Here is a 19412-nt window from a genome sequence, read left to right on the forward strand (position 1 = left end):
ACCAGAAAATTCCATTTATAAAATTTATATATCATCCACCTAAAAGGGTGCTGCAACACTATACCTGCTTAATAAGCCATTAAGCTAATTCAACAGCTAACAAATCACAATAAGGTACGATAGAACCAGAAAAATAAGTCAAGAACTACGCAACCTATAAATACTCAAAGCGTAGATATATAGGGTCAAATTATGCAAATAAATAAGGTAAAATACAGAAACTAATATCAAGTGTAGACATTAGCAATAGGGGACAAATTTGAAAATTTTACTCTTACCAGGCTTAGATGGCACTGGAATATTATTTGAAGACCTAACCAAAGCACTTCCAAAGTCATTAAACATCCAAGTAGTTTCACTCTCAGAGCTATCCGGTGAGACTTATTATGAACAGGCAGAGTCATTGAACAGGTTGATGAAAGATGAAAATCTACTTTTAGTAGCGGAGTCTTATTCAGGTAGACTTGCTTATGAACTATACAAACTGGCTAAAAATCGAGTTGAAGGTTTCATTTTTATTGCCAGCTTCATCTCTTCACCATCATTTATATCCAGATTCGCAAAGTTATTTCCTATAAAATTAATCAAGCCCAACCGCATCAATTATTGGATAATCAATCATTATGGCTTCAACGGCCATGCCACCAAAGAGAAAATTCAAAGAATTCTCCATTCAATAAAAACCACAGATAGAGAAAAGTTTAAATATCGATTTAAAAATATTGCAGAAATAAATGACCCCACAGATAAGCTCAACCTGCCCGTAATCTACATTAGTCCGGACAAGGATCGTCTTGTAGGCAAGAAAGCATTAAAACAATTAACTTCTACATTCGAGAGGCTTGAAGTTTTCCAACTGCCGGGTGGGCATTTTATTGCACAAGCGAAGCCAATTGAATGCGCAAAAATCATTGCGCTAACCGCTAGCCAGTTATCGGGGAAAACCAATCTTTCCTAATCGACTTGATAACTCGCATTACTCCAAGCATTATTAATTTCCTCTGCTTGTTGCTTTGCATTAAAACGCTCCCAGACAATGCCATTAACATCTTTATCCTGGGTAAAAGCTGTTGCGTTTGGGTCTTCCCAGCCCAAATGCCTGAGAGTTCCGGGCTTGCATTTTGAGTCGTTACGAATAGACAGATTTAAGCTATCAGTTCTCCACAGAGCATATTCGCCAGAGACATGGGCGCAGGGCTTGCAGTTCAGGCGAGCGCTATAATCCTGAACCGTTTCTTCGACCTTATCTGTTGATAGCGCAATATGTAGCCTTTTCATAGCTCCCTCCCTATTTGAGATACCAATAAATCAGTTACTGCCCGATGCCCCAGCTTCAAGCTGCTTCTGTACTTTTTCCAGATTGAAAGAACCTGGCACTTGGCTAGGTGGATACTCTTTCATGGTTTTTAGAAATTTTGTGGCAAGCTGCTGCATAGGAACCAGTACAAATGCACGATCAATGAACCAGTCATTATAGGTATTGGAATTATGCTGAGCTTTCTCGAAGGGGTCTTGGCGCAAGTTGAATAGAAGGGGAACTCGTAATTCCGTGAAAGGTTCACGCCAAACTTCAAAGCCCTTGCCACGATTTTCCAGGAAAATAGCTTTCCAGGGCTCATAGCGCATAGCTACTATCTGACCATCATCATTGACATAAATAAATTCCTTCCTCGGCGATAGCTTGGCCTTGCCAGAAAAGTAATCCATCATGTTGTAGCCATCCACATAATTGCGGTATTGGCGACCGTTCAGTTCCACACCCTGCTTAAGCTGATTTTTGATATTGGGATTTCCAGCGGCAGCAGCCAGTGTTGGCAGCCAGTCCTCGTGTGAAACAATACCAGTTAATGTGGTTCCCGCGGGAAATTTACCGGGCCAGCGCACAAACGCGGGCACTCGATAGGCCCCCTCCCAATTAGAGTTCTTCTCACTGCGAAAAGGGGTTGTAGCGGCATCAGGCCAAGTATTGAAGTGTGGACCATTGTCTGTGGAATAAAACACAATGGTATTATCCGAAATTTTCAGGCGGTCCAGCAAGCTAAGTAACTTACCCACTAAAATATCATGCTCCACCATGCCATCCATATACTCATTGCTATTGGGGCCCGCCAGATTTTTGTGCTCTTCGCGCACATGAGTACGAAAGTGCATGCGAGTGGCATTCCACCAAACAAAAAAAGGTTTTCCCGCTTGATGAGCACGCTCTATAAAATCAATAGCAGCAGCAAGCGTTTCATCATCAATAGTCTCCATACGCTTTTTGGTTAGTGGGCCGGTATCCTCGATAGGGCCACCGGCATAAGATTTGATCACGCCACGTGGGCCAAATTTTTCCCGAAATTCAGGGTCTTTGGGATAATCACGATTCTCTGGTTCCTCTTCTGCATTCAGGTGGTAGAGATTGCCAAAGAACTCATCAAAGCCATGATTGGTAGGTAGATGCTCATCCCTGTCGCCCTGATGATTCTTACCAAACTGTCCGGTAACATAACCCAGACTTTTCATCACCGTAGCGATTGTCGCATCCTTCTTCTGCCAGCCTTCCTTTGCCCCAGGAAGCCCAACTTTGGTCATTCCCGTCCGCACTGGGACATTACCTGCAAGGAAAGCAGCACGCCCCGCCGTACAAGATTGCTGACCGTAATAGTCAGTGAATGACAGTCCCTCAACGGCCAACCGATCAATGTTTGGCGTGGCATAGCCCATCATGCCTCGGTTGTTAAAACTGATATTCCATATACCGATATCATCCCCCCAAATCACCAGGATATTGGGCTTTGTAGAGGTGGAGGTCTGAACCGGCTGCTGTGTCTGGACTTGGAGTTGCCCCTGTTCTTGCTCCTGATATTGATCTGGCTGTGGCTGTGGCTGTGGCTGTGGCTGTGGCTGTGGCTGTGGCTGTGCAATAACCTGCCAATGAAGAAAGCATAACGCAACGGCACAAATGACTAAGCGGCTGAGAATCTGCATAAATGAGTGCATGATGGGTCTCATAAATCACTTAACGATCGATTAAAACGCAGATAACGATAAATAAAATTTTCCTGACATTCAGAATATTATTCACTGGAATTAACGCCAAAATATCAAGCTAAGATTCCTCTCGAGAGGAATACAACAAGACTAGAGCATACTTATCAAAGTCGTCGATAATTGCTCACTACCAAACTCACAAGTAAAAAAGAACGAGAAATCGGTCAGGAAGAATCAGCCATCATTGAGCGCGGGCTCTTTTTGTGTCTCCTTTCCCGAGCTAGTAGACTTAACCTTCGGAAAAATGATACTCCAGTCCTTCGCCATATCGACCACGGTCCAGCCATGAGTTTTGGCAGCTAAGAGAGCTTTATCCAGGTATCCGACACTGGAGTTACGATCATAAGCCCACTCTCTCCTACCATCAGTATGATGTATCAGCATACCAAAACGTGCCCCTTTGCCGGTGGTAGACCATTCCAGCATCTGCAGGTCTCCATCTGAGTTACCAGCCACAAAAATTGGGCGATGACCAATAACCTGTTTGATACCAATGGGTTTACCTTTTCTATCGTTCAAAAATTCAACTTTATCCGTTGTAAGAACGCGAGGATGACCATCAGTATTCTCATAACGTAACTTTAAACGACTACCTATCACCTGCTCTGGTGGAATACCATATAAATCATAAGAAAACACTCTGATAAAATCGGCACTACCACCAGAGGAAATAAAAGTTTTAAACCCCTTACCCCGTAGGTAATCCAAAAGCTCTCGCATTGGCTGATAAACCATATCGCGATACTGCTTATCAGTGAGTGGGTTCTTCGCAGTAGAAAGCCAGGAAGTGACAATTTTATTAAACTCTGAACCTTCTACTCCGACATGAGTGACACCCACCATTTTCTCTATTCCAACCTTCCCCTGAGCTAATAGACTGGAAATATCTTCGTTAAGAATTGCGGCATAAGGCTGTTCCTTCTGCCATTCCGGGTGCTCTGGAGCTAGTCGTTTTATCTCATCTATAGCGAAGAGTAATTGAAAGTAGGCAGGTTTTTCCGCCCATAGAGTCCCATCGTTATCGAATACCGCGATACGTTGTTCAGGAGGGACAAAGTCTGGACTGCCACCCTGTGTAACTTTATTTACAAACCCCACAATGGCAGATTTTGTCGCAGTGTTATTCCATGACGGGAGCTCTGCACTCATACCCTTAGCAGTAAGGCAGATATTTATCAGAGAAACTAGAAGTAAGGGGATTAAATACCGTATAAAACTAACCATTGGCATATGTGTTTCTCAATAATGAAAATTGTAACTTTTGTCGCAGAATGAACTAATTTGGACTCAGTAGGCCCAGACCAAAACTTTAAGAAATCCAAGGCAACTTAAAAGTCATGATAAATATAGCTGGCAGGAATTCCAGCCTGATAGTTCTCGTCAGCCTGCTGCTTTTAACAGGTTGTTCTAGAGACAAGGATGCCACGCCGGTAGCAGATGAGCCTGATGACAGCAAAGTTTCTTCAGCGGTAAGCCTGCAGCAAAATCATCTGAGTATTGAAGTGCCGACGTATAGCGGATCTACTTCTTGTAGCGGCTGTCATCAGAAAGAAAGCACCGCGTGGGAGGGTTCTCACCACGCACATGCTATGCGGTCAGCGAGTGAGAAGAGCGTGCTTGGTAACTTCAACAATTCCACTTTCACCTACAGGGGTATAACTACAACCTTTTATAAAAGGGAGGGAACCTATTATGTTGAGACCGAAGGTATGGAGGGTAATCTGGAAGAGTTTCCGATTGCTTTTACCTTTGGCGTGGCCCCACTACAGCAATACCTGATTCAATTTCCGGGAGGGAGGCTGCAGGCTCTAAGTATCGCTTGGGACAGCCGCCCTAAAGCAGATGGTGGGCAACGCTGGTTTCATTTATATCCCGATGAGATTATCGACCATTCAGACTCCCTACATTGGAGTGGCATTAACCAAAACTGGAACTTTATGTGTGCTGATTGCCACTCCACCAATCTACAAAAAAATTACGATCTCAATACAGATACATTTCAAACCAGTTGGTCCGAAATGAATGTTGCTTGCGAGTCCTGTCATGGACCAGCCTCAAAGCATCTTGAGTGGGCTTATAGTCAACAGCCAAACCTCGAAAATTTTGGTTTTCCCATTGAGTTACAGAAGGTTAATACAAACAATTGGAAAATGAATCTTGACAGTGGAATCGCCTCTAACAAAGCAGCAAAGACTTCCGCTGAAATACAAATCTGTGCACAGTGTCATTCCAGGCGTGCGACTTTTTTACCTGGCGCAAGCCCAGGGAGCCAATTCTTGGACCACTACAATCCTGCTCTATTACAGCCGCCTCTCTATCATGTTGATGGTCAGATTAACGAAGAAGTCTACGTTTATGGCTCATTTTTACAAAGTAAAATGTATGCTGCTGGTGTCACCTGTAGCAACTGCCATGAGCCACATAGTTTACAGTTGCGGAGTAATGGTGATGGGATTTGCGCTCAGTGCCACCTTCCAGAAAAATTTGCTCAAACAGAGCACCATCTACACCCAATAAACAGCCCCGGTGCCAGATGTGTCAGCTGTCATATGCCAGCAAAGAATTATATGCTGATAGACAGCCGTCGCGACCACAGTTTTCGAATCCCACGGCCTGACCTCTCCGACCAGATAAAGACACCCAATGCCTGTACCAATTGCCACAAGGGTAAAAGCAATCAATGGGCCGCAGAGGTACTGCGTGACCGGTTTGGCCCCCCAGAAAGAACTCACTTTGGCGAGGCCTTATATGCAGGTTTTTCAGGACAGGTTGATGCTGAAAGGAAGTTGAGCGAACTGATCATCGATTCTCAACAGCCAACAATCGCCAGGGCTACGGCGATAACTCTGCTCCCCCAATATCTCTCTCGCCATTCTGTCCAACTATTGCAGTCTATAGCCCAGGAAGATCAGCCTCTTCTCAGTTTGGCCTTGGCCCAGTCACTGGATAGAATACCTGAACCATTGCGCCCTCCCCTTGGGATACCTCTACTCTACGAGCCAGAACGTGTTACCCGCTCACTGGCCGCCAATGCCCTGGCCGCATTCTCCATGGAAAATTATTCCGAGCCTGTTCGTCAGCAATTCTATCTGGCACTTCGGGAATATGTTGCCTCGGAGCATTTTAACAGTGACCGCCCCGAATCTCTGGCCAACCTGGCAGGACTACACCGACAGAGAGGCAACATTCACCAGGCAGAGGCCTTCTATCATCGAGCAATAAAAAAAGCACCCGACTACACACCGGCCTATATCAATCTTGCAGACCTCTATCGGGCAGAGGGAAGAGAAAAAGAGAGTGAAAACACATTGCGTAAGGCTTTGGGCAGGGCTCAGGGAAATGCAGCAATACATCACTCCCTGGGACTATCTTTAATACGACAAGGTCTTCACTCAGAGGCCATTAGCTATCTCAAAAAAGCTGCTGAAGCTAAAGAAACCGATAGCCGCTATATCTATGTCTATGCGATTGCACTACATTCCGCAGACAACCCGACTCAAGCTTTGGCAATACTTGAAAAGGGATTCGAGCAGTTTCCTACTTCAGTAGACATACTTCAGGCTTTAATCTCAATTAATCGAGAATCCGGTGATCTGGAGAAAGCGAAAAAATATGAGGCTTTCCTTGCGGGAAATAACTAACCGCGCCTTAGAACAATCCAATTCCCCAGCTAGAAATCGTAGTAGAAACTCAAACGAAGTAGATGCTCACTAGGGATTAAACCAAATTCACAGCTATCACAGCCACTGAATACTTGAGCCTGAAGCCTAGTGCTAAAGTGCTCGGTCCAGTTTTGGATAAACTCCAAGTTGTGGTACTGACTCTGATCATCGATATTATATTGAATGCTCTGTCGGTACTGGAACTTACGTTCAACCCGGGTATTGCCCCACATAAAGAACAAGTATTCCTGTCGCAGCTGCCCCACCTTTAATAAGCCGTAACTGTCAATTAGAAAATTAAAAGCAGCAAATGCCTCAGAGGATTGTAATCCCTGTTTAGCCAGATCTACTTGATCTATTACCTGATCCCACTCTTCGGCCTCATAGCCGTGTTCATTGTAAAGATATTCCGCCGTAATATCCCAACCACCATCTAGGCTCACCTGGGCACCTAAAACGGCTTTCAGGTAACCACGATTCTGTAACTCTACATAGGAGATATCACTGGCCAACGGCAGTTCTCGCTGTTGCTCCCAAGCCCCCTCAAATCGCAGGGTAATATTATCTCGTGCCAGCGCGCTAAAACCCAGGGCTGCATTGAGATCTCCCCCCTCCAGTTGGTGCAATACTAAGCTGGTATCTAAATCTCCCTCCCGATTGAGGACCAATGCATACTGGTAATCATTTTCAGCAAAAGGACGGTCCAGGTTTCGATCCAGGTTATCCTCTACTTCGGCAAAATAAATACCCGCATTCCAATCACCGTAACGAAAATCCAGGTGCGCCATATCCCAGCCCTGTTGTTGGGTCAGGTCGTCCGTATCCAGATTTGGGCGGTCATAAACAGGCTTGAGTAAGTTGGCAGGCGACCAATTGTAACCATTGCTCCATTGGGGTTTTATACGGCCAATATTGATGCCGAAACGTCGACTAGGAGTATACGAGGATAAATACCCCTCCAATAGATACGCATTAAACTCATCTGCAGAGTCACCAGTCTCATCCACCTGGTAATCCTGCACAAGAGCTAGGCGGGTATAAGCTGAAAGATAGGACCCTGTCGAAAACCCGCTACTTAAGTCCAATGCCAACATGGATTCCCTTTCGCTAAATACCAGGCTTCCAGGGTTGAAATATTGGTCTTTCCGCACACTGTTCTGCTGTTGGTAGGCAATAGCTGAGGCATCAAAATCCCAGGAAATGGTATTTTCTAAGCTGTTGCTGACAATCTCTTCCGACTGAGAAGCCTCAGAAGAATCATTAGAGAATGGATCTTCATACTCCTGTGCGATAGCCAGGGGAGCCACTGAGGCGAGACCTAAAAAAATAACCAATTTATGCCGAGCCAGACTAAGAGTCGCCATGATGTCTCTTTCTATTAATTCAATTTACCCAGGGATGCCTTTTGGAAGATAGCCTGGTCTAGCTCTTCAAGACGGTAATCATCAAATTTCATCCAGGTATAGTTATCCTGCATTAGGCCATCAACCAGAAGAAGCTTATGTAACTTAAGCGCTCCATCATAGTTTTTGAATTCTTTGTAGAAAGCGGTTTTTAGAAGGCGGTCTGACCTGGAGTAGAATTCGCTCTTGAAGGGCTGGTTACCTTCCGATTTTTCCATCCACACTTTTACTTTGGCATAGGCTACACCGGAAGCGGTGGAGATTAACTCCAACAACCAGTAGTCCTGCCCCTCAAGTGTCTCCTCTCCGATAATTTCTGCACGGTAATCCCTGGAAAAATTAGTACCTACAACGTCCCCATTGCTGGTTTCTCCAATCAGACGCTGGGAGGGTGCTATGCGGATAACTCGGCGGGTGCCGGGAATATAAAGCCACATATTGGCATCTTCTTTCAGCATAGCCCGGCCCTTCTCACGGGCGGGAGACTCAAAGCGGATCAAAGACTTATCATTGAATACTTTAACGCTGAGAGTATTGGTTCGAGGTTCTTTATCTTTTTTATAACTGATATTAGTGATATCAAAGACAAAGCCCTGATCCTTGTAGCCCCTCACTTCATCCAATCGATTGACCAGTGATTCCGCTGTTACTTCGGCTCTTGCAGATACGCTGAGAGTCAACAACAGCCCAACAATAAAACTAAAGCGGCCTTTTTTCATCACTACACCCAATGCCTATAAACTATTTGCATCGCTATCAAGTAAATCGCAGCGCATTAACCACCGGTATTCTGGAAGCCTTTACCGCTGGATAAACACTGGAAATCAGAGAGATTAAAAACCCCAGAAAAAAGGTCTTTATCAGAATCTCAGTAACCACAAATACCCTTATGGGGTAATCCTGAGTACTACCCGGTGGACGAGGCATCATCCACTCGGCATAGGTGATACCTTTTGCCGCTAGAATCCCGAAAAGCAGACCTAAGAGGCTGCCAATAATACCTAAAAATACCGACTCCAAAAGAATCAATCCAACCACCTGAGTCGGCGTGCCGCCCATGGCCCGAATTGTCCCAATCTCTCGGGTACGCTCCATCACTGCCATCAGCATGGTATTGGAAATACTTAATGCTACAATCACCAGGACAATAACGGTGATAAAACCGAACACACCATTAAATAGACCTACAACTTGGTGATAATAAGAAGCCAGATCCCACCAGCTTCTCAATTCCAGTCCCAGATCCTGCTCCCGAAACACCTTGCGCAAGGTAACCACAGCCGCATCAGTCATTTCTGTTTCTTCAAGCAAGACCACCAATCGGGTTAAATCCGAGGTGTAAAGCAATTCCTGGGCAAGAGGCAAATTAATCCTAAGTAAGCGATCATCCAGCTCCTTCACTCCGGTGGTCACAACTCCAGCTATCTGAATATCTACGGCATTTATCGCGCCGTCCTGAGTGCTCGCAAGCAGGGTTAGATAATCCCCTACCTGAGCGTCCAGGGAGTTGAACAACCCCTCACCCAGGTGTGCAGCAGCTACATCCTCAGGAAACAGGTCTTCACCTTCAACGATATGGATTGCGGAGGAAAGCAGTACTTCTTTTTCTGCATCGACACCAATGCCCGTTATCGCAATAGATTGCTTTCCATCACTAAGGAGGCCATTGAAATTCAGCCGCGGGGCAACAACCAATGCCTGGGTCTGCTCTTCGATCACCTGGGTAATCTGCTCCAGCTTGCCGGAGGGAATCAGGTACTTCTCTGGTTCAGCTTTGCCATACTGGTTGTAGCCCTCTGCATAGATCTGAATATGACCCAATTGCGAGCGGATCATACTTTCTCGCATGCCGTCATACATCGATTGCACGAAACCGCCGAACACAATCAGGCTGGTACAGCCGAAAATAACCGCAGCCAGGGTAATCAAGCTGCGTCGACCATTTCTTAGAATATTTAACAGCGCTACCTTCCAACCCAAGATCATAGCTACAGTTTCTCCAGGGCTTGGCGGGATTTCTGCGCCCAATCCGTTTCAGAACCTGTCAGTTTTCCCCAGAGTTCTTTGGCTTCATCTGTCTGATCATTACGCTCATAAGCCTGGGCAAGATAGAACTCGACGAATGCTTGAAACTCTTCACCGTATTTACCACCAATTTGCTGTTGTACCAGCTCCAGATCTTCCACCGCATAACGTGCGCGCTTTAGGAAGGCCGGCATATTCGCGCAACTGATGCCCCGCTGCAGTCTCGCACCTAAGTTAAAGGGCGCTTGTTTTACAGCTCTATCCATCATGCGATTTCCCCGTCTTGAAAATAAGGACAGCTTTGCCAGTTGATCGATATAGAAACTGGATCGAAAGGAAATCGTCGAACCCAGGGCGGCACTCAATTCTGGATCATTATCTAAAGAGCGCTTTAATTGGGCCATTTTTTCTTCCAGGGATTCAACTTGCTCAACCCGCGTATCGCTGGAGGAGGTCAATAATGCTAGTTCAGCCAAATAGGCAACTTTCATTTGCTCGAGCGTGGAGTCTTCATTTAACGCCTCAACCAAACGAGCCCTTTCGATATTGGAAGATGGGATCTCGGAAGGAGGCGTAAACTCATTAGCAAGTGCCTTCGAAAGGCTGCCAAGCAGTATAAGAATCGCAGTAAATATTCTCAGAGCGGCCTGTGGGGCAAGAAATTTCATACCTCAGTCTCCAATCTTGCACTATTGGCCTTTTCATACCGATTAGCCAGTAACTGATCATTGAAGCTATCGCTTACCAACTCACCATCTAAAATAGTAATAATTCGAGACGCCAAGCTGGTGACATAATCATCGTGAGTGGAAATAACGAAAGTAATTCCCTGCTCTTTATTTAACTTCTGTATCAACGCCATAATCGTTTCAGAGGTTTTCGAATCAAGATTTGCGGTGGGCTCATCGGCCAATACGATATCAGGTCTTGTAACAATCGCCCTGGCTATAGCCACCCGCTGCATCTGACCACCGGACAGTTGTGTTGGCCTCTGGCCGGTCTGTTTTTCAAGTCCAACATCTTTCAGTGCCTGTAGAGCCCTTGGCTTTGCATCTTTCACACCCCTGAGAGTCAATGGATACATTACATTTTCCAAGGCTGTTAAAACCGGTATCAGGTTGAAAGACTGAAACACAATGCCGATGTGCCGGTTACGGAATTTTGAGCGTTTGTGCTCACCCAAATTACCGATATTGACGCCTCCAACCTGAACCGTGCCGGAATCACACTGATCGAGAGCCGATAAAATATTAAGTAGTGTACTCTTGCCACTACCACTCGGCCCCTTCACAGCAAGAAACTCGCCTTTCTCCAGGGAGAGGGTGATATCTTTAAGAGCATCTACCCAGATATCACCCATTGCATAACGTTTAGATACGTTGACTAGTTCAACCAGCATCAAGCTTCGCCTAAAGTAACAACCATTTGACTCAACTGCTTACAGGCATCCTGCATGGTATTCGGACATTCAGCCAGACTTTCTGCCTTCTGGAAATAGTCCAAGGCGATATTGAGTTCTTCACGATTATCCTGACCTTTCACTCTATAGGCATTCGCCAAGGCAAGATACACGAGCTGCCTGACCTCGGTGGGAAAAGCATCGGTATCTTTTTCAATCAAAGGGATAAACCAGTCTTCATCTTCAAAAACACGATCAAAGTGGCCGCTAACTTCACCGACAAAAGAAAAAGTCAGCAACCGAACCAGGCGCACATTAAAGTCAGAACTGGCTTGTAAGGCCGCTTCATCCACCTGACTCATCGCCTGACGTAGGCGAAAAAGTTTGTAGAGCCCCATGGCCGGGTCAAACATAGCGCCGGCCAACTTACCCTCATTGGAGAAGTAAGTCGCTTTGATCAGCATATTATTGGGATCCTGTTGGTAAGCGGCACCCAACAACTCATCCGCTCTATTTATCTCATTGTGATAGCTGTACATCTGTCCTAACTGCAGCATTAATTCAGAATCGGATTGATCCTGACTCAGCTCAGCAGTCAAAAACTCCAATTGTTCGATTTCTGCTTTGCTATATTCAATCTTTTTAAAATCGATGGGAGCAGCCCCTGAAAACCAGGCAACAATGTTACCAATCAGAAGACTGCTTATTAATATTGTTAGCATTTTCTTAAACATGGACTACTCCCTAAAATAGACTTACATCTCAGCTGAATTTTCGAGCAACTGTGTATCCATTTCCCTTAGGGTGGTGTGCTCATCAAAAACCAGATTCTCTGGACTCATTACCCCAGGATAAAGTTGCTCACAAATCAATATCACTTCTACGATATTGAGAGAATCCACACCCAACTCAGCAATAGGGGTATCCGCATCAACGGAATCAACATTCAGCATAAGAGCGATCTGCTCACAGAGTTCCTGTACTTTGCTCTCTACGACTGCTGTAGACATACCTAATCTCCAGTAACATTACCAACTTTCAAAGGATAGAATCGCAACAAATAATCCAGAGTCACAGCATATATACATATATGCTGCTCTCCCTCAGAATATTTCTGTTGCCGTTTAATAATCTTGGCGCTAATCATAGGGGGTATAAAAAACCAGATCCGGGCAAGCCACCGGTTTCCATAAAAAAATACCCTCTGAAAAGACTCATAAACATTAACTATGGGATTGTCATCCATAGTAAAAACCGGATCTGCCGTTTCTTCTTTTCTCCCGTTTTTGGCATCGACAACCCTAATTTCTTTACCTGCCTCAGCAGCTAAAATACTCAACTGAAATAGGATATACGGATGATAAAACCGCTCAGCCATATAGGCATTCCTATTCAGTACTTTATCCGAGGCCTCCCAGCTCGATTCAAGCTGATCTCCAATCTTTCGGATATAACCTCTTAGATCGATTCCTTCTACCTTTCTGGATTTATGAGCTGCATTAAAAATGTCAGCCCTATGCCGATCAAAACCAAAGTTTTTGGGTAGGCTTTCCCGAAGGATTTCGCATACAGACTCTTGACAAGTTTCAACCTTCTCAAATACCTGAGCAAAGAATACATGATCGAAAGGGGAGAATAGGCTTGTAGCGACTTTGGGTAGCAAATTGAATAGGGTTTCACCTTCACTTAGAGGTTTTACCAAAGAAGATGTCAAGCCAGGTTGTTCAGGCAGTGTATCGTCCAGCCAAATTAATGCTTCTGCAGTAACAGAGACCTCATCGCCAGGAAAAATCATCCTGACATCTTCCAACAGACACTTTCTATCAGAGGGAAAACCGAAATATTCCAGCTCAATCAAATAGTGAGGATCGACTCTATCGGCTCCAACTGCCAAAAAGGAGGGCAATTTTGCACCAATAAACCATTGCTCATTAAAGAGAAATTGATACAGAGGTAAATTAAATGATTTCCCCAGGCGAATATGAAAACAATTACGATCACTTCTCTGGATAATTCCTTCGTTATCATTCTTCGAAGTGTTGTGTAACTTGTTATACTCAGCCGGGTAAAAGTCCAATAAAGAAAGCTCAGCACCAACTGCAAGAGACACCGGCTTTATACCGGGAATATCATAAGCCATTTGTTTCACAGGGCCACCTCCAGTTGGCGCTCTACCACCCTGTCCAGCCAGCCGGAAAGAGGTTTGGCCGAGGCAGAGATAGCCGACATATGAGTAGCATTGGGAATCTCAGTTAGGCAGGAGTCTACCTGTGGCGAGATATACCAGTTCATCACCGTATAGAGGATATTCGCATCGACCACTTCATCATGCTCCCCCACAGTAATATGACAGGGAATATCAATACTCGCGAACAGATCAGTATATCTCTTGATGGTGTAAGCACTGAGCAAGTTGTAACTACATTCAAGTACCCTACCCTGATTCCCAGCAGCCGACCCAACTGGAGGGAAACTCAGCACGGGCATTCGCCTGAAAACGGGAAAGAGCATCGCCAGCCAGTATTTCCAAAGGTTTATAGTCGGCAAGTTTTGCTGTTCAGGACCAGCCATAGGCCTTGAGTGCCGCCTTTTACGAAAATAACGGATAAAATACTCAAGCCCTGAAGTGGCAATATCATACTTTCTTGTCTCTTCCGCTTGAGTCAATGGCGGGGCTATAGCGAAAAAACCCGCTATGTCCTTGGTGCCATAAATTCCAAGGTATCGCAAAGAGGCAAGAGAGCCAGCACTGTGTCCACCGAGCACAAAACGTCGAACTCCCCTCTGCTTGAGGTGTGTTATTAAATCGTGTAGATCGTCTTGTAATTGATCCGGGTAATCCAGATCCCCGGGCCGACCTTCACTTTTGCCGTGCCCACGCCAGTCTGGCAAACAGATGGTCATCCCCTGCTTGTGCAACATACGCCCAAACATTAAATACCATTGACTGCTAAAGGTACTACCATGCATACAAATGAGCGCAGTCTCTGTGTCTTCTGCAGGCAACCAGCGGAAAGCCAGATTTTTCCCATCCCGCGCTTTAAAAAACTCTTGAATCACACCGCCTCCACTACACGACTTTCAGAAGCTTGTTGACCCATTTGCAGCGCTTTTCTCTGGTCAATTACAGAATCCATTATGCTATCGGGTTGGCTACGCGCAAACGCCAGGAAAACCGGTACCATACTTGGCATAGCAATATACTCTTGGGTCTGCCCCCAGAGTGATTTTGCCTTCTTAGTGAGCTTCTCAAACTCATCTACTGTTAACTCTCCCGATAAATCTATAATTTCCAGCATGCTAGTATGGAAAGAGTCTTCAGATACTTTAACCTGAATGGGACATTCAGCTTCCTCAGAAAGCAATTCTGAAAATTTGACCGAAATTTTCTCCAGGAGCCAATCCTTGTCGGCGAGATTCAAATTAGATTTTTCAAGCAAATCCGGCAGCAAAATACTCTGCTGAACTACCATTTTGTTAGCGAGCATGGGTAAATCCAATTTTGCCTCAATCACCTTGAGAAATATTTCTACCCAAAGCTTGACCCTTAAATCGATACGCCATCCGTCCCGACCAGCAGTACCCATAAGGTATACAAAATACTTGTAGTGATCCGCTCCAGACTCAAAAAAGCCTTCATCATTTCTTCGGTAATAACGGCCTTCAGATTTGAGTACTTTTGCGGTATCTATCAACTGCTTCTGCAGTATGAGTTCCAGCGCCAGATAACCCCTGCGCAGGTAACTCTTGCGCTGCCAATATTCCTGATCCAGGTAATTGCCGGACATATAATCCCAAACAATTTCCAGGAAATAAGCTGAGGTGTTATAGGCCAGCAGGGGCGAACAGAGTTCAGCAGAATCAATAACCGGATAAACATTGGCCACATGGGCATAGAGACCTTGATAAAACTCTTTTACGGTCTGATTTGCGATGGGTAATTGCTGATCCAGTACTTGTTGAGCCTTGTCTCTATCAGACTCTGCGAGATCCATCAGGATATATTTGCAGATATGATCGTTAAATAGTGCGATCATATCGCCTCCACCACTAAACAGTGGATCAAGAAACATAGAGGCAAAGCCAGAAGTTGCCCAACGGTCGGGGAAAATAAACTCCTCCGCACGATAGGCAAGCTGCCCCCAAGCTTCAAAATCCACCAGCTCAGCGCCATCCAACAACTCTGAAATTGCCTGATAATTCTTCAGGAAATCCAGGAAGCTTTCACGCTTAGTCGGCGGTTTTGCAAACTTATCTTTCTCACCAACGATGCCGACACTGGTGTAGCCACCACTTAGGGGAATAATCCACACCCAATATCCATCACCAGAAAAGTGATTGGTGGATAAGAAACGGCCAAAAGCACGCTTTCTCCAGGCTTCGTCTCCCATGGAGTCAATATCCTGGATGTTCTTGAAGCGCCCCCAGGCAGAGAAGTTCTCCGGCACATTTTCCTGGCGGGTTAATTTCTTGTGTTTTTTGGTAAAACGGTTTCGTCCGCTGCAATCCACCAGCCAACGGGCAGTGACCTCAGCGTCGCACTCTTCTGCAGACAACTGCACAGAATGCCGCTCATCCGCGGACTCTATACTGAGGGCCTTGGCCTTCACACCCATCAGCACTTCAATGCCATCTTCCCGGTTCATCTCAACCAGATCCGCCTCCAGGCGAGCCCGATCCAGCTGGAAGGCTGGGTGAGGCGGTATACTGGTAGTTCCGTGCTCACTCATCTCTGTCAGAGACAAGCTGTGATCCGGCTTATCAAAGAAAAAACGCAAACCATTTTTCGGAAGGTGATTTCTATAGAGGTAATTAACCAAGCCCAACTGGTTCATAAAGTAATGGCCGGTCATTTCAACGGTTGCTTCACCGACTTTTGCCCGAAAGCCATCGTTCGCCTCTACGACCAAGATTGAAGTGTCTTGGCTACCCCGCCTTATTTGTCTCGCCAGCGTTAACCCGGCCCAGCCGCCGCCGATAATGACAACGTCATATTCTTTTTGTATTTGTCCGATAGTACTCATCACACAGATTCCACCTCAGCGAGAAGAGAATCCCATACCGGGGCATCCACCTGACAAAATGAGTCGTGATCCTGAATAATCTCCATCACCATCTTGGTTCTGGGCAACTCATTTCTGATGAAGAACTTAGCGCTAGTAATCTTCGATTCAAGGAAGGCTTTTTCATCCTCCTCATTGCTCAACCTGCTGGAGGCACTGCAAGCGGCCTCTAATAACAGCCAGGCAAGGGTTATATCCCCCATCATGTGCAGGATACGAGTGCTATAAGCCGGGATCTTGAACATCTCTTTAGTCCTGACCCAGACATGCACTGCTTTCAAGACAGTCTCAAGATGTGTAAAGGACTCTTGCAGGCGACTGAACTCCGCTTTGAATTTTGAGAAATCCGCTGCTCTATCCATAAATGCTTCAAATTCATTTTTATAAATTTGGAACAGCTTGCTGGAGTTGCCCAATCCCAGCTTATCGCGAATAAGGTCCTGACTCTGGATATAGTTGGTTCCCTCCCAAATCGCGAGTACCTTGATATCCCGAGCATACTGCTCAATACCCAATTCTTTTAGGTAGCCTTGTCCACCACAAGTTTGGATAGCCAGCTCACAAATCCGCCAGGCTTGATCACTGATATAGGCTTTCACCACTGGAGTCAGCAGGTTTACCAGGCCCTGGTGATGGGCGACTTCGGATTTCTTGGCTTCATCCCCTTCAAACGTCTTCAGTAGGCTTTCAGAGAGAGTTAGCTTGGCTATCAATGCCCTACAACCCTCAACTTTTGACTTCATCTCCAGCAGCATACGTTGAACATCCACATGCTCAACAATATTGACCCTGCTCGCCGTAGCACTAAAGCTCTCGTGAAAACGTTTACCCTGTATACGCTTACTGGCATATGCAAGTGCGTTGTAGTAAGCCGATGAAGCCATACCCAGAGCATAAACTCCGGTGCTAATCCGTGCTTGGTTCATCAAAGTAAGGAACTGCAACAAGCCAACATTTTCCCGATTACCCAGCAAATAGGCACGACATTGACCATTCTTGCCGAAAGTCAAGTGGGTATTGGCACAGCCTTTAAAGCCCATTTTGTCAGCCAGAGAGATACATTCGACATGGTTGAACTCTCCAAGGCTTCCATCTTCTTCAACCCAGAATTTGGGTACGATAAAGCAAGACAAACCATAGGTGCCCGATCCACTCTTCTCCCCCCTACCCATCACAAAATACAGGGTATTACCTGTAAGGTCGTGCATACCGGCACTAATCAGATACTTTTCACCGGTTAGCAGATAAGTGCCATCTTCTTGTTGGGAGGCCTTGGTTTCCACCAGGGAGACATCACTGCCAGCCTGTGGTTCGGTTAAACAAAGACAGGAAGTCCACTCGGATGTGGCCAGTTTATCTTTAAAAAGGGCCTTTTGAAGCTCAGTACCATATTTCTCCACTAGGGTGGAAGAAGGCAGGCAGAAACCGCCATAAGTCATAAAACTGGGGTTGGCCCCCATAAACATTTCCAGGAGCATCTGCATAATAAAAGGCGGCAGATCGGTACGCTGTGCACCGCTGGCAGAGGATAAATCACCCCACTCCTCTTTGAAACGGCTCCACATCTCTGAAAAAGAGGAAGGTAACTGCACCTTGCCATCAACCAAGTGGCAACTTTGCTCATCGGCTTCCTGATAGCCCGGACCCAACACCTCAGTGGCAAATTTTTTAGCGCGCTGAAGGACATCCTCCAGAACCTCTACAGAGCAATCTTTGTAGAGTGGATGCTCAAAAAGCGCCTTGGTCTGATAGAACTGGTCTTCAATAAGAAACTTAAATTCCCGCAAGTCGGACTTATAGATATTTCTACCCATGTTTGGCTCCTTGATTTTCCAAGAGTGACCGCCAGCTGCCGGAACCCAGCACCCAGTGAAATATTTGATTGTGCCTTCCCCGATATTTTTTCTGGGGATAAATCATGGCTCCGCGCACATGAGGCAGATAGTCCTGACAGTGCGCATCATCGATATTTTGTGCCGCCGTAAAGTTTGCGTAAGCCTCTTCCAGTGAAAGAGTCTCAGTATGGACCAACCGGGAAAGTAACTGCCCATCGGTTCGCGGTGTTTTATGCACTCGGAGGCAGCCAGCACGACCGCCACCACCCAAAGTGATAACCCAGAGATTTTCCACCTCACTTTCCAGGCAATATTTATTGATCTCAACAATGGGTTTTATACTGAGATAATGCTGCCCATCAAGCTCACTACTGGGCAGCCATTGAGATTTTTCCTCACGGGAGAAACCTTTTAGTAAACCTTTGGCCCAGCGGGATTGAATATCAAAAGACACTATGCGGCAGGAATGACTGAAATCGGTAGTCAATATTTTCTTGAGACTTTGTACCAACTCATGAGCCCCACTCAGCGTTGGCGCTTGAGATAAAATATCACAACTGGAAATCTGGCATACACTCTCTGCATGATAATGCTTGCTCAAGCAGCAAGCCGCCACACCAGTGATTACATCCAGACCATCTTGCCCGGCCTTTACACCTATACCCAAGGCGTCCAAGCACTCCTGTTGTCGCTCTTTGCCCAGTTCTAAATTAATGATCAGGGCATCTTCTTCTTGCCGCTTGGAATAGCTTAATAGTGCCGCATGAAAGCTGGTGCAGGCACTACCGACAAATTGAATATTGTGCCCAGCCTCTTCTAGCCGAGCCAGAAATTCTATAACCGGACGCTCTAACAACACATTGGCTTCGCCTGCAGAAACGATGTATACAAGCCCTGGAAGATGAGTTAATCCTGAAAGGTATTCATTCAGGGAGTGCAATAGTTGCTCTGTTTCCCCCTGATGATCTACCCATAGGCTTCTGATATACATT

General features: G+C 45.7%; 17 protein-coding genes. 2 read left to right on the top strand and 15 right to left on the bottom strand.

Going from position 1 to position 19412, the window contains the following annotated elements:
* The first annotated feature begins 259 nt into the window (after window positions 1–259).
* Window positions 260–958 (top strand): alpha/beta fold hydrolase, encoded by a 699-nt coding sequence (locus ACJJID_RS09185; RefSeq protein WP_444922461.1) that lies wholly within the window; start codon window positions 260–262, stop codon window positions 956–958.
* Here ACJJID_RS09185 and ACJJID_RS09190 read toward each other — a convergent pair.
* The 3 genes from ACJJID_RS09190 to ACJJID_RS09200 form a co-directional block, all read right to left on the bottom strand.
* Entirely contained in the window at window positions 955–1278 is a 324-nt protein-coding gene (locus tag ACJJID_RS09190) for a hypothetical protein (protein ID WP_444922462.1), read from the bottom strand. The genes ACJJID_RS09185 and ACJJID_RS09190 overlap by 4 nt on opposite strands.
* 30 nt (window positions 1279–1308) lie before the next feature.
* Entirely contained in the window at window positions 1309–2982 is a 1674-nt protein-coding gene (locus ACJJID_RS09195) for an arylsulfatase (protein WP_444922463.1), read from the bottom strand.
* A gap of 225 nt (window positions 2983–3207) precedes the next feature.
* Entirely contained in the window at window positions 3208–4182 is a 975-nt protein-coding gene (locus ACJJID_RS09200; RefSeq protein WP_444922464.1) for an HAD family hydrolase, read from the bottom strand.
* Between the two features lie 188 nt (window positions 4183–4370).
* Between ACJJID_RS09200 and ACJJID_RS09205 the strand changes: the two genes are divergently transcribed.
* The gene (locus ACJJID_RS09205; protein WP_444922465.1) at window positions 4371–6674 is read left to right on the top strand and encodes a tetratricopeptide repeat protein; all 2304 of its coding nucleotides are present in this window, start codon (window positions 4371–4373) and stop codon (window positions 6672–6674) included.
* A gap of 29 nt (window positions 6675–6703) precedes the next feature.
* On the opposite strand, the gene ACJJID_RS09210 is transcribed toward ACJJID_RS09205, so the two are convergent.
* The 12 genes from ACJJID_RS09210 to ACJJID_RS09265 are packed head-to-tail and all read right to left on the bottom strand — an operon-like array spanning window position 6704 to window position 19411.
* Window positions 6704–8059 (bottom strand): hypothetical protein, encoded by a 1356-nt coding sequence (locus tag ACJJID_RS09210; RefSeq protein WP_444922466.1) that lies wholly within the window; start codon window positions 8057–8059, stop codon window positions 6704–6706.
* Between the two features lie 14 nt (window positions 8060–8073).
* Window positions 8074–8817, bottom strand: coding sequence for an outer membrane lipoprotein-sorting protein (locus ACJJID_RS09215; RefSeq protein WP_444922467.1), 744 nt, complete (start codon window positions 8815–8817; stop codon window positions 8074–8076).
* A gap of 37 nt (window positions 8818–8854) precedes the next feature.
* The gene (locus tag ACJJID_RS09220) at window positions 8855–10084 is read right to left on the bottom strand and encodes an ABC transporter permease (protein WP_444922468.1); all 1230 of its coding nucleotides are present in this window, start codon (window positions 10082–10084) and stop codon (window positions 8855–8857) included.
* Between the two features lie 2 nt (window positions 10085–10086).
* A complete protein-coding gene (locus ACJJID_RS09225) occupies window positions 10087–10791 on the bottom strand; it encodes a hypothetical protein (protein WP_444922469.1) in 705 nt (234 codons plus the stop codon).
* Window positions 10788–11522, bottom strand: coding sequence for an ABC transporter ATP-binding protein (locus ACJJID_RS09230; RefSeq protein ID WP_444922470.1), 735 nt, complete (start codon window positions 11520–11522; stop codon window positions 10788–10790). Before ACJJID_RS09230 ends, ACJJID_RS09225 begins: the two co-directional genes overlap by 4 nt.
* Window positions 11522–12256: a hypothetical protein gene (locus tag ACJJID_RS09235; protein ID WP_444922471.1), complete on the bottom strand. Its 735-nt coding sequence runs from the start codon at window positions 12254–12256 to the stop codon at window positions 11522–11524. Before ACJJID_RS09235 ends, ACJJID_RS09230 begins: the two co-directional genes overlap by 1 nt.
* A 21-nt stretch (window positions 12257–12277) precedes the next feature.
* The gene (locus tag ACJJID_RS09240) at window positions 12278–12532 is read right to left on the bottom strand and encodes an acyl carrier protein (RefSeq protein ID WP_152453918.1); all 255 of its coding nucleotides are present in this window, start codon (window positions 12530–12532) and stop codon (window positions 12278–12280) included.
* Window positions 12533–12534: 2 nt separating this feature from the next.
* Window positions 12535–13671, bottom strand: coding sequence for a hypothetical protein (locus tag ACJJID_RS09245; RefSeq protein WP_444922472.1), 1137 nt, complete (start codon window positions 13669–13671; stop codon window positions 12535–12537).
* A complete protein-coding gene (locus tag ACJJID_RS09250) occupies window positions 13668–14582 on the bottom strand; it encodes an alpha/beta hydrolase (protein WP_444922473.1) in 915 nt (304 codons plus the stop codon). The genes ACJJID_RS09245 and ACJJID_RS09250 overlap by 4 nt, the downstream gene beginning before the upstream one ends.
* Entirely contained in the window at window positions 14579–16546 is a 1968-nt protein-coding gene (locus tag ACJJID_RS09255; protein ID WP_444922474.1) for an NAD(P)/FAD-dependent oxidoreductase, read from the bottom strand. The genes ACJJID_RS09250 and ACJJID_RS09255 overlap by 4 nt, the downstream gene beginning before the upstream one ends.
* Window positions 16546–18399 carry an acyl-CoA dehydrogenase gene (locus ACJJID_RS09260; protein WP_444922475.1) on the bottom strand — a complete coding sequence of 618 codons (1854 nt, stop codon included), beginning with the start codon at window positions 18397–18399 and terminating at the stop codon, window positions 16546–16548. Before ACJJID_RS09260 ends, ACJJID_RS09255 begins: the two co-directional genes overlap by 1 nt.
* The gene (locus ACJJID_RS09265; protein ID WP_444922476.1) at window positions 18392–19411 is read right to left on the bottom strand and encodes a hypothetical protein; all 1020 of its coding nucleotides are present in this window, start codon (window positions 19409–19411) and stop codon (window positions 18392–18394) included. The genes ACJJID_RS09260 and ACJJID_RS09265 overlap by 8 nt, the downstream gene beginning before the upstream one ends.
* Window position 19412 lies beyond the last annotated feature (1 nt).

Source organism: Microbulbifer sp. CnH-101-G (assembly GCF_052466775.1).

Coding starts and splice junctions, on each gene's coding strand:
- ACJJID_RS09190 (WP_444922462.1), bottom strand. CDS start 1,278: ATGAAAAGGCTACATATTGCGCTATCAACAGATAAGGTCGAAGAAACG.
- ACJJID_RS09195 (WP_444922463.1), bottom strand. CDS start 2,982: ATGCACTCATTTATGCAGATTCTCAGCCGCTTAGTCATTTGTGCCGTT.
- ACJJID_RS09200 (WP_444922464.1), bottom strand. CDS start 4,182: ATGAGTGCAGAGCTCCCGTCATGGAATAACACTGCGACAAAATCTGCC.
- ACJJID_RS09205 (WP_444922465.1), top strand. CDS start 4,371: ATGATAAATATAGCTGGCAGGAATTCCAGCCTGATAGTTCTCGTCAGC.
- ACJJID_RS09210 (WP_444922466.1), bottom strand. CDS start 8,059: ATGGCGACTCTTAGTCTGGCTCGGCATAAATTGGTTATTTTTTTAGGT.
- ACJJID_RS09215 (WP_444922467.1), bottom strand. CDS start 8,817: ATGAAAAAAGGCCGCTTTAGTTTTATTGTTGGGCTGTTGTTGACTCTC.
- ACJJID_RS09220 (WP_444922468.1), bottom strand. CDS start 10,084: ATGATCTTGGGTTGGAAGGTAGCGCTGTTAAATATTCTAAGAAATGGT.
- ACJJID_RS09225 (WP_444922469.1), bottom strand. CDS start 10,791: ATGAAATTTCTTGCCCCACAGGCCGCTCTGAGAATATTTACTGCGATT.
- ACJJID_RS09230 (WP_444922470.1), bottom strand. CDS start 11,522: ATGCTGGTTGAACTAGTCAACGTATCTAAACGTTATGCAATGGGTGAT.
- ACJJID_RS09235 (WP_444922471.1), bottom strand. CDS start 12,256: ATGTTTAAGAAAATGCTAACAATATTAATAAGCAGTCTTCTGATTGGT.
- ACJJID_RS09240 (WP_152453918.1), bottom strand. CDS start 12,532: ATGTCTACAGCAGTCGTAGAGAGCAAAGTACAGGAACTCTGTGAGCAG.
- ACJJID_RS09255 (WP_444922474.1), bottom strand. CDS start 16,546: ATGAGTACTATCGGACAAATACAAAAAGAATATGACGTTGTCATTATC.
- ACJJID_RS09260 (WP_444922475.1), bottom strand. CDS start 18,399: ATGGGTAGAAATATCTATAAGTCCGACTTGCGGGAATTTAAGTTTCTT.
- ACJJID_RS09265 (WP_444922476.1), bottom strand. CDS start 19,411: ATGTATATCAGAAGCCTATGGGTAGATCATCAGGGGGAAACAGAGCAA.